Genomic DNA, 15,380 nt, shown 5'->3' with positions numbered 1-15,380 from the left:
GAGGGTGGAACGCAAGGAAGGCGCCTGCGGGAAGCACGGCGAGGGCGGGATGGCAACGGATATGCAGTGGTGCCTGGGCCGGGATGTGATACCCGCCCTGAAGCCGGCGCCGCACGGCGCGGAGGACCGGAGCGGCCTGGAAGACGCGGGTCGCGTCGATGTCGCGAACCTCATGCGCGAGCTGGATACCCTGCGCGCTTATATCGGTCACCTGCAGTGCCGTTTCGATCTCATCGTCCAGGCGACCAGCGACGGATTGTGGGACCTGGAAATCGGCGACAGCGATGGCAGCGATCCCGATACTCCTTGCTGGCTGTCTGGCCAATTCAGGCGCCTGCTGGGGTATGGCCCGCTGGATGAGCTTCCTCATCGGCTGGGCACGTGGTCGTCGCGCCTGCACCCGGATGACCGGGCGCGGGTGCTGAATGCCTTCGCTGCCCATGTCGGCGACCGCAGCGGCCAGACGCCCTATGACGTGACGTACCGGCTGCGCTGCCGCGACGGCAGCTACCGCTGGATACGCGCGCTGGGCCGCACCTTGCGCGCCCCGGACGGCAGGGCGCTGCGCGTGGCCGGCGCAATGACCGACATCACGGACAGCATGGTGCTGCTGGACCTCAAGCGTTATGCCGAAGACATCGCGGCCCGCTACCGCGACCAGGCGTCCTTGCTGGACAAGACCACCGACGCCGTCGTCGTGCGGGGACTGGATGGGCGCATCCAGTTCTGGAACAAGAGCGCCGAGCGCATGTATGGCTGGTCGTCGGAGGAGGCGACGGGACGCCTGGTGGCGGAACTGATCTATGACGACCATGCCTTGCTGGACGACATCACCGGCCGCATCCTGACGCACGGAGAATGGCGCGGCGAGATCCGCCATCGGCGCAAGGACGGCACCACCTTCCCGGTGGAAGGACATTGGACCCTGGTGCTGGACGAGGCCGGCGAGCCCAAGGCCATCATGGTGATCAACACCGATATCACCCAGCGCAAGGCCGCCGAGCAGAAGATACGCGTGCTGGCCATGTACGACTCGCTCACCGGCTTGCCCAATCGCACGCTATGCATGGAAAGCCTGGGCCGCGCGCTGCTGGAAGCGCGGATGAACGACGGCATGCTGGCGGTGTTGTTCATGGACCTGAATCGCTTCAAGGAAATCAACGACACGCGCGGCCATGGCGTGGGCGACCAGGTGCTGGTGCAGGTGGCGCGACGCTTCCAGGCGGTGCTGGGCAAGGGCGAGATCCTGTCCCGCCTGGCCGGCGACGAATTCATCGTCGCCACGCCCGTGGCCAATCGCGACGCGGCGTCGGAGCTGGCGCAACGGTTGCAGGGCGCGTTGACGGACCCGGTGGCGGCCGCCGACCACACGTTCTTCATGCGGGTGAGCGTCGGTATCGCCGTGCATCCGATGGACGGCGCCACCATAGACGACCTGCTCAAGCGCGCGGACATCGCCATGTACCGGGCCAAGCGCGGCGGCGGCGGCCATGTGTTCTACGAACCGGAAATGAGCGATGGCCTGGCCGAGCGCATGGAATTGGCCAAGGACCTGGCGCGGGCGCTGGACAATGGCGAGCTGCAACTCCATTACCAGCCGAAGGTGGACCTGGGGACCGGCGCGATGGTGGGGGCGGAAGCCTTGCTGCGCTGGTACGATCCGCGGCGCGGCTGGGTCAGTCCCGCGGATTTCATTCCCATCGCCGAAGGCCGCGGCATGATGGTGCCGCTGGGACGCTGGGTGCTGCGCGAAGCGTGCCGCCAGATGAAGGCATGGCAGCGCCAGGGCCTGCATTTTTCCGGGCGGCTGGCGATCAACCTGGCCGCGCAGGAACTGGACGATGGCATGTTGGCCAGCAATATCGTCGACATCGTGCGGGCGGCGGACCTGGCGCCGTCATCCTTCGAGCTGGAGTTGACCGAAAGCGGCCTGATGGGGGACGTCGAGCGCGCCATCGTGGTCATGGCGGCGCTGAAGACGGCCGGGTTCGCGCTGTCCATCGACGACTTCGGCACCGGCTACTCCTCGCTGGCCTATTTGAAGCGCCTGCCGGTCGACAAGCTGAAGATCGACATCTCCTTCGTGCGGGACATGCTCAACGACCGCCACGACCACACCATCGTGACGACCATCCTGGGCATGGCGCATAACCTGGGCCTGAGCGCCATCGCGGAGGGCGTGGAGCGGGCCGAGCAGGCCGACGCGCTACGCGCCATGGGCTGCGACGAGGCGCAAGGGTACTACTATGGCCGGCCCCAGCCCGCGCAGGTCTTCGCCCGCACCTGGCTGACCGCGCAGCCGGGGTAGGCAGGCCGTGGCGCGGGGTCGTACACTGCGGCGGGCAGGGCCAGGACGGCGGCGGGGCCGCCTCCCGGCCGACCATGCAGGCGTCCTCGTCCCCGTCCCCGTCCCCGCGTGGGCGACATGGGCGTGTTCCCGGACAGCCTGCCGCATTTCGCGCTGCCGTCGGTGCCCTGGAACATGGACACGCTGCGCATCATCTTCCCGTATTCGCTGGCGATCGCGGTAGTGGGCCTGCTTGAGTCCCTGATGACGGCGGCCATCGTCGACGACTTCACCGACACCGGCAGCGACAAGAACCGCGAATGCCGCGGGCAGGGCATTGCCAACATCTGCGCGGGCCTGTTGGGCGGCATGCCTGGTTGCGCCATGATCGGGCAGTCCGTGATCAACGTGAAGTCCGGCGGGCGAGGCCGCCTGTCGACCTTCCTGGCGGGGCTGTTCCTGTTGATCCTGGTGGTTTTCCTGGGCCCGTGGGTGCGCCAGATTCCCATGGCCGCGCTGGTGGCGGTGATGATCATGGTGTCCATCAGCACCTTCAGCTGGAAGTCGCTGGCCAACCTGCGCACCCATCCGCGCAGTTCTTCCATCGTGATGCTGGCCACGGTCGTGGTGGTGGTCGCCACGGGCAACCTGGCGATAGGCGTGGGCGTGGGCGTGCTGCTCAGTGCGCTGTTCTTCGCGTCCAAGGTGCATAGGATGTTCGGCGTGGAAAAGACGGCGCTGGACGATGGCCGCGCCCGGCGCTACGCCGTGCGCGGCGAGGTGTTCTTCGCCACGTCGCAGGCGCTGGTGGCGGAGTTCGATTTCAAGGAGCCCATCGAGCGCGTGGTGCTGGACCTGGAGAATGCGCATTTCTGGGACATCACCGCGGTCGATGCCCTGGACCGGGTGGTCCACAAGTTCCGCCGCCATGGCGTCGCGGTGGAGGTGCGGGGACTGAATTTGGCCAGCGCGACGATGGTCGAGAAATTCGGCACGCAGACAAGGGCGAGGGCGAGGGCGGCGTGGTGCCGGCGGCGGGGCATTAGGCTCCCCGGCCGCCTGGCCGCCGTGTGGTTCAGAACAAGCCCAGCTGGCCATCCGTCAGTTGGGTGAAGTCATCGCCGACGAAGGCCAGGATGGCGTCCGCGATCGGTTGCAGCTGCTTCGTGACGTAGTGTTCGTAGTCGATGCCGGCCTGCCGGTTTTCCATCGGCTCGGGGCCGGCCAGCGTCATGACATAGCTGATCCAGCCGCCGTTCTGGTACTGCATGGGCCGCTGCTGCCGCTGGTTGTATTCGTCGGCGCTGCGAGCGGCGCGGACATGTGGGGGCACGTTGCGTTCGTAGTGGTCGAGCCGGCGGCGCAGGCGCTTGCGGTAGACCAGCAGGTCGTCCAGCTCGCCGGCGCGGGTGCGGCGGACGAAGTCGCGGATGTAGTCGCGGTACGGTTCGCGCCGAAAGATCCGCAGATAGAGCTCCTGCTGGAACTGGCGCGCCAGCGGCGACCAGTCGGTACGCACCGATTCCAGGCCCTTGAACACCACTTCCTCGCTGCCGTCGGCGCGCCGGATCAGGCCCGCATAGCGCTTCTTGCTGCCTTCCTCGGCCCCGCGCACCGTGGGCATGAGAAAACGCTGGAAATGGTTTTCGTATTGCAGTTCCAGCGCGCTCTGCAGGCCGTGTTCCTGTTCCAGGTGCGCGCGCCACCATTGGTTGACGCCGGCCACCAGCTCGCGCCCGATGCGGGCGGCCTCTTCCTCGGCGCGCGCCCGGCCCAGCCAGACGAAGGTGGAGTCGGTATCGCCGTAGATGACGGTATGGCCTTGCGCCTCGATCAGTTCGCGGGTGCGCTGCATGATCTGGTGGCCGCGCAGGGTGATGGATGAGGCAAGCCGCGCGTCGAAGAAACGGCAGCCGGGCGAACCCAGCACGCCGTACAGTGAATTCATGATGATCTTCAAGGCCTGCGACAGCGCCTTGTTGCCCGCGCGCTTGGCGGCGTCGCGGCCCTCCCAGATGCGCGCCACGATGGCCGGCAGGCTGTGGCGCGTGCGCGAGAAGCGCGCGCCCGCGTAGCCGGCGACCGAGTCCGCGTCGGCAGGGTGGCGCAGGCCCTCGACCAGTCCCACGGGGTCGATCAGGAAGCTGCGGATGATGGAGGGATAAAGGCTCTTGTAGTCGAGCACCAGCACCGATTCGTACAGGCCCGGGCGCGAATCCATGACGAAGCCGCCGGGGCTGGCGCGCGGCGGCTGCGAGCCCAGCCGGGGCGCCACGAAGCCCGTGCGGTGCATGAGGGGCAGGTAGAGGTGTTCGAATGCCGCCACCGAGCCCCCGCTGCGGTCGGCGGCCAGGCCCGTGACGGTGGCACGCTCCAGCAGGAAGGACAACAGGTCCGTCTTCTCGAAGACCCGGGTGACCAGCTCGCAGTCCTGCAAGTTGTAGCGCGCCAGGGCGCGCTTGTCCTGCGCGAACATGCGGTTGATCTGGTCCATGCGCTGGTAGGGGTCGTCGATGGCCTTGCCGGTGCCCAGCAAGGTCTGCGCCACGTATTCCAGGCTGAAGGAGGCGAAACTCCAGGTGGCCGAGCGCAGGGCCTCGATGCCGTCGATCACCAGCCGGCCGGCCGCCGCCGCGAAATAGTGCTGGGGCCGGGCGCCATGCTCGCGCCATTCCATCGGGGCGCCGCCACGGCCCAGCCGCAAGGGCACGCCCAGGCGCTGGGCATGTTCTTGCAGGATGCGCAGGTCGAACTGAACCAGGTTCCAGCCGATCACGGCGTCGGGGTCGTGGCGTGCCAGCCACTCGTTGAGCCGCCGCAGCAGGGCGCCGCGATCGGCGCAGTATTCAAGATCGAAGTCCTGGCCGTCGGCACCGGGAACCCGCTCCACGCCCGGCGACGGCCCCAGCATATAGACCTGGCGTTGTCCGCAGCCTTGCAGGCCTATGCAATAGAGATTGCCGCGCTCGTCGGTTTCGATGTCCAGCGAGACCAGGCGCAGGGAGGGGCGATAGTCCGGGTCCGGTTTCAAGACCGCGTCGAGCAGCACGCCGTCGGCGTCCGGCCGTCCGCTGTAGCGGACCGGCGCGGTGATGAAGCGCTCCATGAGATAGCGTTCGGGCGGACGGATGTCGGCTTCGTAGACGTCGACGCCGGCTTCGGTCAGGCGTTTTTCCAGGCGGGCGAGCTGGCGTTGTTGCCTGCAGTAGAGGCCCACCACGGGACGGTGCTGGAAGTCCCGCAGGGCGAGGGGACGCAGTTCGCCATCGGTCTCGCCGCGCAGCGCGGCTTCGGCCCGGTCGCGCTGTTCCTCGGGGATGAAGGCCACCGAGGGCTGCGTGGGCACCCGCACCCGCTGCGGGCCGTGGTCGGTGGCCAACCAGAATTCGACTTCCGTGCCGGACGGCGTGTCGCGCCAGTGGCGGGTCAGCAGGAAGCCCTGGCGGCTGGCGTGGGCGTGATTCGCTTCGGCGGATGGGGCGCCGTCGGCCATCGTGCCGGACGGCGTGGGCGCGGTGGAAGAATCGGGCGGCATCGGCGAGGCGGATATACTGTTTATGGATACAGTATTTTGCCATGAAGCAGCCCGACCTTACTTCGCCTTCCATCGTCGCCCCATCCGCCGCCGCCGCGCCGCCCGGGTCCGCATCCACAAGCCCGACAGGCACGGCCGGCGGACAGGGCGCGGGGACCGCCATTGCCGAGGCCGCCGCCCGCCTGGCGCGTCCCCTCGACGAGGCGGGGCCGGACCCGCACTACTACCTGCGCAACTTCACGTTCGCCCTGGCCTGGATCGCCGAACGCTACGGTGACCTGCTGGACGGCACGGAACGGGGCTTCCTCGATGACTATGCGCGCCTGCCGCGGCCCGCGCAAGCATTGCTCGTGCGCATGTTGATGCGCAAGGGGCCTTATTTTCGCGGCGATACGCTGCATTACGAAGAGATCGGCGATCCGCGCGCCGCCGCGGCGTCCTTGTTCGCGCTGGGATGGCTGGATCCGGACCCTGTATTGACGCTGGAAGCGCTGTTCGGCGTCCTGCGCCACGGGGAACTGGCGCGCCTGTTCGCCGGGATGGCGCCGGCCAGGCTGTCCAAGGCGGCCCTGTTGGCGCATTTGCGCGAGCTGCCCGCGTGCGGCTCGGCAAGGTGTTGGCGGCACTGGCGGGATAACGCGGGCGCCGCGATCGACGCGGCCCATGCAGCGGATGCGACCCCTGCGTCGGATGCGAGCAACGCGACCCACGCGACCGACGCCATCGATGCCGCGCACGCCGTCGACCTCGTCGAGGTCCGCATCGCGCCGCTGGCCGAGCGGCTGCGCCTGATGTTCTTCGGCAACTTGCGCCAGGGCTGGTCGGAGTTCGTCCTTGCCGACCTCGGCATCTTTCAATACGAGCGCGTGCCGTTTCCGGCCGAGGCGCGCGCTTTCCAGCAGCGGTCGGACATCGATGCCTATCTACGTCTGCAACGCTTGCGCGAACGTTTCGACGAAGAGGCCGCACCCGCGGGGGGGAGTTTGGCGTCGGCACAAGCGCCGTACGCCGATGCGCAGGCCGTCGACCCGACCGGCCGTAGGGAAGAAGAGACCGAGGGTACGACAGGCGACACCGGCGGGGACGCCACCGCTACGGCGTGGCGGGAGCTGCTTGCGGCCTTGCTCGCCGAATCGCCGGCCCAACCCTGGCTGTGCCGTCGCCGCGACAAGCTGTTGTTCACGCTGGGACGGGCGCGCGAGCGCAAGCAGGACTGGGACGGCGCGCTGGCGTGTTATCGCCCCGGCGCCTATCCCGGCGCCCGCCATCGCATGCTGCGCGTGCTCGAACAACGCGGCGCCGACGCCGAAGCCCTGGCGCTGGCCGAAAGTGCGCTGGCCGCGCCCGAAAGCGAAACCGAGGTCCAGCTGTTGCAGCGGCTGATACACCGCCTGCGCCGCCGTCTCGGGCGCAAGGCGCCGGCGACGGCGCGGCGGCCGGCGGTGACGACGCTGCACCTGTGCCTGCCGCGGCCCCGCGACGGGCTGCCGGTGGAGCTGGCCGCGCGCGATCATCTGACGTGCGCCGGGGAACCAGTCCATTACGTCGAGAACACGCTGATCAACGCCTTGTTCGGCCTGCTGTGCTGGCCGGCCATCTTCCTGCCGGTGCCGGGCGCGTTTTTCCATCCCTTCCAGCGCGGGCCGGCCGACCTGCACGATCCCGGTTTCGTGCAGGCGCGGCGCGCCGCCTTCGACGCCTGCCTTGCCAGGCTGGACGACGGCAGCCATGTCGACGCCATACGCGCCAACTGGCGCGCCAAGGCGGGCTTGATTTCGCCGTTCGTGGCCTGGGCGGCGCTGGATGAAGCGCTGCTGGACCTGGCCCTGCATTGCCTGCCGGCCGCGCATCTCAAGCTCTGGTTCACGCGCATCCTGGCGGACATCAAGGCCAATGCCAGCGGCTTGCCCGACCTGGTGCGCTTCCGGCCGGCCGAAGCGGACGAACATCGCTATGCCTTGATCGAGGTGAAGGGGCCGGGCGACAGGCTGCAAGACAACCAGCTGCGCTGGATTGCCTACAACCAGGCCCATGGCATACCCGTGCAGGTATGCCATGTCGCCTGGCGGGAGTCCGCAACGTGACGTACGCCATTGCCGTGCGCGCCTTGTGCGAGTTCACCGCGCGCACCGGCGACCTGGATACGCGGTTCACGCCCGCCCCGTCGGGGCAGGAGGGGATAGCCGGGCATCAGGCCGTGGTCGCTCGCCGTCCCGCCGGCTACGAGGCGGAGGTTGCGCTGGAAGGGGAGTATGGCGTGCCGGCCCTGTTGCGTGTGCGGGGCCGGGCCGATGGCTACGATCCCGTCAAGCACCGCCTGGAGGAAATCAAGACGCGGCGGGGCGCCGCCGACCGGGTGCCGGATAACCAGCGCGCCGTGCACTGGGCGCAGGCCATGGTCTATGGGCATCTGCTGTGCCAGGCGCGCGGCTACGGCGACCTGGAGGTCGCGCTGGTGTATTTCGACCTGGGCAGCCAGGAGGAGACCGTGTTGACGCGCGCCTGCTCCGCGGCCGAACTGGCCGCCTTTTTCGCCGACCAGTGCGCACGCTTCCTGGCCTGGGGCCGGCAGGAGTCGGCGCACCGCGAGGCGCGCGATATCGCGCTGCGCGCCGTGCCATTCCCGCGCGCCACGTTCCGGCCCGGACAGCGCGAACTGGCCGCCGGGATCTACCGTGCGGCGCGCGACGGCCGGCCCTTGCTGGCGCAGGCGCCCACCGGCATCGGCAAGACCCTGGGCAGCCTGTTCCCCATGCTGAAGGCCATGCCCGCCGCGCCGCTGGACCGCGTGTTCTTCCTTTGCGCCAAGACGGCCGGCCGCCAGGCCGCGCTGGACGCGCTGGGCCAGGTGCGCGCGGCCGAACCCGCCTTGCCGCTGCGTGCGCTGGAGCTTGCCGCGCGCGAGTCGTCCTGCGTGCATCCGGGCCGCGCTTGCGACGGCGAGGACTGCCCGCTGGCGCGCGGCTTCTACGATCGGCTGCCCGCCGCGCGCTCGGCCGCCATCTCCGAGCCGGTCCTGGACAGGCAGGCGCTGGGGGCCATTGCATCCGCGCATGGCGTCTGCCCGTACTACCTGGGCCAGGAGATGGCGCGCTGGTGCGACGTGGTCGTCGGCGACTACAACTACTACTACGATTACAACGCCTTGCTGCATGGCCTCACGCAGGCCTCGCAGTGGCGCGTGGGCGTGCTGGTGGACGAAGCCCATAACCTGGTCGAGCGGGCGCGCGGCATGTACAGCGGCCAGTTGCCCGCCGCGCGACTGGCCTTGGCGCGGCGCGCGGCGCCGAAGGCCCTGCGCAAGCCGCTGGATGCCTTGCGCCGTTCGTGGCGCGCCAGCCTGCGGGAGCGGGCGCAGGAGGGCTACCGCGTCTACGATGCGCTGCCGCCGTCGCTGATGACGGCCTTGCAGCGCGCGGCGGCCGCGCTCGCGGACCACTACGCCGAACCCGCCGTGGCGGCCGACGATGACTTGCTGGCGTTCTACTTCGACCTGCTGCGTTTCCTGCGCCTGGCCGAAAGCAGCGGCCCGCACGCGATCTTCGACGCCATGCCGGCCGAACAGGAGCGAACGTCGCGGCAGCCGGCCGAGGGTTTGGACACGCTGACCGTGCGCAACGTCATTCCCGCGCCTTTCCTGGCGCCGCGTTTCGACCATGCCCATGCCACGGTACTGTTTTCCGCGACATTGGGACCCGCGCATTTCTATCGCGATACGCTGGGCCTGCCCGCGGATTGCCCGTGGCTGGACGTGCCCGGGCCGTTCCAGGCCGATCAGCTGGAGATCCACCTGGTCGATCGCGTATCGACGCGCTATCGGGACCGGGCGGCTTCGGTGGCGCCCATCGTCGCGTTGATGGCGCGGGCCTACGAGCGCAAGGCCGGCAACTATCTGTGCTTTTCCAGCAGCTTCGACTACCTGGCGCGGTTGGCCGATGGGTTGGCGCGTACGCATCCTGGTATTCCGGCGTGGCGGCAGGACGCCGGCATGGACGCCAAGGCGCGCGCCGAATTCCTGGCCCGCTTTGCCGAGGAGGGGCGGGGCATCGGGTTCGCCGTGCTGGGCGGGGCGTTTGGCGAGGGAGTCGACCTGCCGGGGTCGCGCCTGATCGGCGCGTTCATCGTCACCCTGGGCTTGCCGCAAATGAACGCCGTCAACGAAGAAATGATGCGGCGCATGCAGGCGCGCTTCGGGCGGGGCTACGACTATACCTACCTCTATCCCGGCCTGCGCAAGGTCGTCCAGGCCGCTGGCCGGGTCATTCGGTCCGAGGCGGACCGCGGCAGCGTCTATCTCATCGACGACCGCTATCGCCGCCCCGAAGTTCGTCGCCTCCTTCCCGCCTGGTGGGCTGTTTAGCCCTGTCAGGCCAGCTCGATCCCACGGCGGGCCGGGCGCTTCCTTCTCATTCGCGTGGCGCGCCCCCTGCGGCGCGTGGGAGCCTCTTGCGGGTAATCCCTAGCGGGGACGCTATTGTTCGGTAGCGCCTATCTATATAGAATAATTTTTATAGCATACTAAAGTATTGCATAGAAATACTTCATTGAACAAAGATCCAAAGGTTGCCCCTATGCACCCCCACGAGTACACCGGCTTCGACGGCCTGGCCCTGGCCGGCCTGCTGGACCGCAAGCAGACCAGCCCGCTGGAACTGATGGAGGCGGCCATCACGGTAGCCCGCACCCGCGGCCCCGTGTTGAACGCACTGGTCTACGACCGCTACGACGAAGCCTTGCAATGGGCGCGCGACTGGCGTCCAACCGGTCCCTTCCGCGGCATTCCCTTCCTGTTGAAGGATTCCGGCTTCGCCTCGCGCCGTTTCCCGTCCAGCCTTGGCTCGCGTTTGTTCAATGACATGACGTATGACTACGACGCTACCGTGGCGGGACGCTTCGAACAGGCGGGGTTGATCCCCTTTGCCCGGTCCACGGTGTCGGAGCTGTGCATGGGCCCGTCCACCGAAGCTGTCCGCAACGGCGGAGCGACGCTGAACCCGCGCGACCTGACGCGTTCGGTCGGCGGCTCCAGCGGTGGGGCGGCGGCGGCGGTGGCGGCGGGCATCGTGCCGGTGGCGCACGGCAGCGACGGCGGCGGATCCATCCGCATCCCGGCGGCCTGTTGCGGCGTCTACGGCCTGAAGCCCTCGCGTGGCCGTGTCCCGATGGGACCGGCCCGAGGCGAAGGGTGGGGCGGCATGGCCTCGGATGGCGTGCTCACCCGTTCGGTGCGCGACACGGCGGCGGCGATGGACGCGATCAGCGGCTACGAACCGGGCGCGCCTTATGCCGCGCCCCCCAAGCCGGATTCCTATCTCGATGCCGTGCGCGAACAACACGTGGCGCCGCTGCGCATTGCCGCCTGGCGCCGTGGCTGGAACGACATCGAGCCCGCCCCCGAATGCCTGCGTGCGCTGGAGCGCACGGCCGCCTGGTGCCGCGAGCTGGGCCATGAAGTCGTCGATGCCCAGGTGCCGGAACTGGATTACACCGGCTTCGTGCGCGCGCACGGGTCGGTACTCGCCACCAACATCGTCATCGCCGTCGACGCTCGCCTCAAGCTGCTGGGCCGCGCCTTGCGCGATGACGATATCGAACCCGTGCTGCGCGACGGCTACGAAGTCGGCAAGGGCCTGGCCGCCATGCAGTACGCCGACGCCATCACGCGCTTCCACGCCATCGGCCGCGCTATCGAAAACGCCATGGCCGGTTTCGACCTGGTACTGACGCCGACCCTGACGCAACTGCCCGCCAGGCTGGGTGAACTGGGCCTGGACCGCGGCGGCTTCTGGGACTTCCGCACCAAGGTATCGCGCTACGCCACTTTCCTGGCGGTCATCAACGCCTCGGGCCAGCCCGCCGCCAGCTTGCCCTTGCACTGGACGGCCGACGGCGTGCCGGTGGCCTCGCAGTTGATCGGCCATTTCGGCCGCGAGGATGTCATCCTGCGGCTTTCCGCGCAGCTCGAACGCATCGCGCCATGGGCAGACCGGCCCATCGTATTGCCGCCGGAAGCAAGAACGTCCTGAACGCGGCAGCCCTGAATACAGTCGTTCTCACGCAACCGTCGCAAGTATCGCCACGCCGTAGACAACATCCAGCAAGGGGAACCCATGAAAATCGTCAAGCTTCACGCCGTCGCGCTCTGGTGCGCGGCCCTTATCGCCCCCGCGCTGATGCCGGCCGCGGCGCAGGCGCAAACCAAGGCCCGCATCGTCATGCATGCGCCATTGCGCGTGCTCGATCCCATCCTTACGCCGGCCTACATCACGCGCAATCACGGCTACCTGATCTATGACACGTTGTTCGCGATGGACGCGCATTCGCATCCGCAGCCGCAAATGGTCGATACCTGGAAGGTGTCCGACGACAAGCTCACCTACACCTTCACGCTGCGCGCGGGCTTGAAATTCCATGATGGCGCGCCCGTCACCGCCGACGACGTGGTGGCTTCCCTGCAGCGCTGGGAAGCCGTCGACACCGTAGGAGGGCGCCTGAAAGCCGTCACCGAAACGTTGACGGCCACCGATGCCAACACCTTCGTGCTGAAACTGAAGCAGCCCTTCGGCCTGGTGCTGGACGCATTGGCGCGCCAGAGCTCGGTGGTGCCTTTCATCATGCCCAAGCGCATCGCGCAGACGCCGCCCACCAAGGCCATCACGGAATACATCGGTTCCGGACCCTACAAGTTCGTTGCCGCCGACTTCCAGCCTGGCGTCAAGGCCACCTACGTCAAGTTCACCGATTACGTGCCGCGCAAGGAATCGGCCAGCGGCTTTGCCGGCGGCAAGGTCGCCATCCTGGACCGCATCGAACTGATCAACATTCCGGACGCGCAGACCGCCGTCAATGCCTTGCGCAATGGGGAGATCGATTTCGTCGAGGACGTGCCGCCCGACCTGATGCCGCAACTGCAGGACGCCAAGGGCATCACGTTGAAGTCCTTTGGCAAGAACTCCATGATGTTCACGCTGCGCATGAACTGGCTGCAGCCGCCCTTCGACAATCTGAAGGTGCGCCAGGCCGCGTTGGCGGCGCTGAACCAGACCGACTATCTGGAAGCGCAGATAGGCGACGCAAAGGTCTATCAACTGTGCGGCGCCGTGCTGTCCTGCGTGTCGCCTTACGCTTCCGAAGAGGGCGCCCCGCAGATCAATACGCCCGATCTCAAGCATGCCAGGCAATTGCTGAAGGACAGCGGCTACAAGGGCGAGAAAGTGGTGATCCTGCATGCCACCGACCTGCCCATCTTCACCAACATCGCGCCGGTCACCGCCGAGGCGCTGCGCGGCATAGGCATGAACGTGGAAGTGCAGTCCATGGACTTCACCACGCTGCTGGCCCGCCGGACCAAGAAGGATCCCGTGGAGCAGGGCGGCTGGAGCATTTTCCAATCCAACATGACCAGCCTGGAGCTGATGTCGCCGGTGGGCAATCCCAACCTCGACGGCGGCGGCGAGAAGGGCTATCCCGGCTGGACCAGGGACGACGTAATGGAAGACCTGTGCAATCGCTTCGCCGCCACCAGCGACGAAGCCGAGCGCAAGAAGCTGGCCTTGGAGATCCAGCGCCGGGCCTACGCGCAGGTGATGTATGTGCCTCTGGGCGGCTATTCCAAGTTCAAGGGCTACGACGCCAAGTTCGCCAATATGGTGGATGCGCCCATACCCTTGTTCTGGTCGAAGTAGGCGCGAGCGGAGTGCCGGCGATATGTTGAACCTGATATTCAAGCGCCTGCTGGCCGCCATCCCCGTCGTGCTGGTGGTGGCGACCGTGGTCTTCCTGCTGCTGCGCCTGGCGCCCGGCGACCCCGCGCGCGTCATCGCCGGCGACATGGCCAGCGAGCAGACCGTGGCGGAGATCCGCGCCAACATGGGGTTGGACCAGCCGCTGGCCACGCAATACGTGCTGGCCATGGGCGCCTTGCTGCGCGGGGACCTGGGCGCGTCCATCCTGTCCAGGGAGCCGGTCAGCAAGCTGATCGGCCAGCGCCTGGGGCCCACGCTGGCCCTGGCGCTTTGCGCCATCCTGGTAACGATCGCATCCGCCGTGCCACTGGGCGTGATGGCGGCATGGTGGCATGGTCGCCTGATCGATCGCGTCACCTTGGCGATCACCACGCTGGCCTTCTCCATCCCGGCCTTCGTCGTCGGCTACCTGCTGATCCTGCTGTTCTCGGTCAAGCTGGGGTGGCTGCCGGTGCAGGGCTATGCCAGCGTCGCGCAAGGCTTCGGCGTCTTCGCGTATCACATGGCCTTGCCCACGGTCACGCTGGCCGTGGTCTTCATCGCCCTGATCACCCGCATCACCCGAGCCAGCATGCTGGACGTGCTGGGCGAGGACTTCGTCCGGACCGCGCGGGCCAAGGGCGTGTCGGAGCGCTACGTGCTCTACCGGCACGCGCTGCGCAACGCGGCGGTGCCCATCGTCACGGTGGTGGGCCTGGCCTTGACCACCATGATCAGCGGCGTGGTCGTGACGGAGACCATATTCAACATTCCCGGCGTGGGTCGCCTCATCGTCGACGCCGTCATGGCGCGCGACTACCCGGTGGTGCAGGGGACCATCCTGTTCTTCTCCTTCGTCTACGTGTTCATCAACCTGGCGATCGACCTGGCCTACGTGCTGCTCGATCCGCGCATCCGCTATTGATCCGGACCAGACCATGACCGTGAAGTCCCTTGCAGGCGCGGCGCTGCCGGCGCCTTCGGCCTCCCGCCTGCGCCGCGCCGCGACCGCGCTGGCCGGCGATCCCTGGATGTTGGGCGGCCTGCTGTTGCTGCTGGCGCTGGCGGCGGCAGCCGTGCTTGCGCCCGTCATTACCTGGCACGATCCCGCCAGCCTGGCGCCGCGCATGCGCCTGAAGCCGTATGGCGCCGGCTACTGGTTCGGCACCGACTCGCTGGGCCGCGATCTGTTCTCCCGCGTACTGTATGGCGGCCGCCTGTCGATCACGCTGGCCGCGCTGGTCAGCGTGATCTCGGTGACCGGGGGGTTGGCACTGGGCGTGTTGGCGGGTTACTTCCGCCGGCTCGACGCCGTGATCATGCGGGTCATCGACGGCGTCATGGCCATCCCGGGACTGCTGCTGGCGATCGCCATGGTGGCCCTGGGGGGCGCGACCATCCCGACCATGGTCACGGCGATCTCCATCCCCGAAATCCCCCGCGTGGCGCGCCTGGTGCGCAGCGTGGTGCTGTCGGTGCGCGAGGAGCCCTATGTGGAGGCTTCCCTGGGCATGGGCACCCCCGTGTGGAAGGTCTTGTGGCGCCATGTGCTGCCCAGCACGGTCAATCCCCTGGTGGTGCAGGCGACGTTCATCTGCGCGTCGGCCATCCTGATCGAGGCGGTGCTCGGATTCCTGGGGCTGGGTTTTCCACCGGAGATCCCCAGCCTGGGCAGCATCATCGCCGAGGGCCGTTCCTACTTCCAGCGCGCGCCATGGATCGTGCTGTACCCGGGGCTGTACCTCGCCTTGTTGATTCTCTCGGTGAACCTGTTCGGCGACGCCCTGCGCGACCGGCTCGATCCCCGCATGGCCCGTAGACGGAAAGGCTGAAC

At 67.9% G+C, this 15,380-nt stretch carries 8 protein-coding genes and 1 pseudogene; 8 read left to right on the top strand and 1 reads right to left on the bottom strand.

What is annotated here, in order from left to right; all coding sequences use genetic code 11:
* The first annotated feature begins 4 nt into the window (after positions 1 to 4).
* Together C7R54_RS01335 and C7R54_RS01330 are read left to right on the top strand one after the other, a co-directional pair.
* Positions 5 to 2,308: a putative bifunctional diguanylate cyclase/phosphodiesterase gene (locus tag C7R54_RS01335; RefSeq protein ID WP_192903568.1), complete on the top strand. Its 2,304-nt coding sequence runs from the start codon at positions 5 to 7 to the stop codon at positions 2,306 to 2,308.
* A 108-nt stretch (positions 2,309 to 2,416) separates the two neighbouring features.
* Positions 2,417 to 3,292: pseudogene (locus tag C7R54_RS01330) on the top strand (SulP family inorganic anion transporter); the annotation flags it as partial.
* A 70-nt stretch (positions 3,293 to 3,362) separates the two neighbouring features.
* On the opposite strand, the gene C7R54_RS01325 reads toward C7R54_RS01330, so the two are convergent.
* Positions 3,363 to 5,780: a DNA polymerase II gene (locus tag C7R54_RS01325; RefSeq protein WP_129149391.1), complete on the bottom strand. Its 2,418-nt coding sequence runs from the start codon at positions 5,778 to 5,780 to the stop codon at positions 3,363 to 3,365.
* 83 nt (positions 5,781 to 5,863) lie between these two features.
* Between C7R54_RS01325 and C7R54_RS28770 the strand changes: the two genes are divergently transcribed.
* The 6 genes from C7R54_RS28770 (at position 5,864) to C7R54_RS01295 (ending at position 15,378) form a co-directional block, all read left to right on the top strand.
* Positions 5,864 to 7,906, top strand: a complete 2,043-nt coding sequence (locus C7R54_RS28770) for a VRR-NUC domain-containing protein (RefSeq protein WP_158021121.1) — start codon at positions 5,864 to 5,866, stop codon at positions 7,904 to 7,906.
* Positions 7,903 to 10,182 carry an ATP-dependent DNA helicase gene (locus C7R54_RS01315; RefSeq protein WP_129148390.1) on the top strand — a complete coding sequence of 760 codons (2,280 nt, stop codon included), beginning with the start codon at positions 7,903 to 7,905 and terminating at the stop codon, positions 10,180 to 10,182. Before C7R54_RS28770 ends, C7R54_RS01315 begins: the two co-directional genes overlap by 4 nt.
* A 211-nt stretch (positions 10,183 to 10,393) precedes the next feature.
* Positions 10,394 to 11,848, top strand: a complete 1,455-nt coding sequence (locus C7R54_RS01310; RefSeq protein ID WP_129148389.1) for an amidase — start codon at positions 10,394 to 10,396, stop codon at positions 11,846 to 11,848.
* 84 nt (positions 11,849 to 11,932) lie between these two features.
* Entirely contained in the window at positions 11,933 to 13,507 is a 1,575-nt protein-coding gene (locus tag C7R54_RS01305; RefSeq protein WP_129148388.1) for an ABC transporter substrate-binding protein, read from the top strand.
* A gap of 22 nt (positions 13,508 to 13,529) precedes the next feature.
* The gene (locus C7R54_RS01300; protein WP_129148387.1) at positions 13,530 to 14,471 is read left to right on the top strand and encodes an ABC transporter permease; all 942 of its coding nucleotides are present in this window, start codon (positions 13,530 to 13,532) and stop codon (positions 14,469 to 14,471) included.
* A gap of 13 nt (positions 14,472 to 14,484) precedes the next feature.
* Positions 14,485 to 15,378: an ABC transporter permease gene (locus tag C7R54_RS01295; RefSeq protein WP_129148386.1), complete on the top strand. Its 894-nt coding sequence runs from the start codon at positions 14,485 to 14,487 to the stop codon at positions 15,376 to 15,378.
* Positions 15,379 to 15,380 lie beyond the last annotated feature (2 nt).

Origin of the sequence: Achromobacter aloeverae (genome assembly GCF_004121055.1) — a bacterium.
GTDB lineage: Bacteria > Pseudomonadota > Gammaproteobacteria > Burkholderiales > Burkholderiaceae_B > Bordetella_C > Bordetella_C aloeverae.
This window is presented reverse-complemented; position numbering and strand designations above follow the sequence as displayed.

Coding starts and splice junctions, on each gene's coding strand:
- C7R54_RS01325 (WP_129149391.1), bottom strand. CDS start 5,780: ATGGCCGACGGCGCCCCATCCGCCGAAGCGAATCACGCCCACGCCAGC.
- C7R54_RS28770 (WP_158021121.1), top strand. CDS start 5,864: ATGAAGCAGCCCGACCTTACTTCGCCTTCCATCGTCGCCCCATCCGCC.
- C7R54_RS01310 (WP_129148389.1), top strand. CDS start 10,394: ATGCACCCCCACGAGTACACCGGCTTCGACGGCCTGGCCCTGGCCGGC.
- C7R54_RS01305 (WP_129148388.1), top strand. CDS start 11,933: ATGAAAATCGTCAAGCTTCACGCCGTCGCGCTCTGGTGCGCGGCCCTT.
- C7R54_RS01300 (WP_129148387.1), top strand. CDS start 13,530: ATGTTGAACCTGATATTCAAGCGCCTGCTGGCCGCCATCCCCGTCGTG.
- C7R54_RS01295 (WP_129148386.1), top strand. CDS start 14,485: ATGACCGTGAAGTCCCTTGCAGGCGCGGCGCTGCCGGCGCCTTCGGCC.